The sequence below is a fragment of the Vibrio sp. 704 genome (assembly GCF_033339295.1).
This window is the reverse complement of record NZ_JAWOUH010001097.1, coordinates 1-502: the sequence shown is the minus strand read 5'-3', so window position 1 is coordinate 502 and position 502 is coordinate 1. Positions and strand designations below refer to the sequence as shown.

Genomic DNA, 502 nt, shown 5'->3' with positions numbered 1-502 from the left:
AGAACGCGCATGTATTTCGCTAGCACCAAGTAATCTGCATCGTATTGATCGATCACCTCTAACATCTTTTGCTCGTGTTCTTCACGGCTTAGATCTTCGTGCGTCACATAGTGGTAAGGGATATCAAAACGTTCAGTGAGGCCTTGCAACTTATCGTAGTTACCCACCACGGCGGCGATTTCTACATCTAAACTGCCATCGTAATTTTTCATCAGAATATCACCTAAACAGTGTGCTTCTTTCGTTACGAGAATCACGATGCGTTTACGGCGAGAGCCAATGAGAGTGCGTTTTGCACCTTGCGGTAGAGCTTGGTCTAAATCGGCAAGAAACGTTTGGTCGTTGAAGTACCCCTCCAACTCCGTTCGCATGAAAAAGTGCCCACTGGTGTTATCAACAAATTCGTTATTATGAACGATGTTGAGCTGATGTTTGTAACAGATATTAGTAATTTTAGAGATCAAACCCGGTGCGTCAGAACAATGGGTCAACAGTGTTTTCT

At 43.8% G+C, this 502-nt stretch carries 1 protein-coding gene; it reads right to left on the bottom strand.

Annotation, left to right across the window (positions count from 1 at the left end):
* The coding region (locus R7R24_RS30845; protein WP_318120735.1) for a formyltransferase family protein at positions 1–502 on the bottom strand (502 nt) is incomplete at both ends.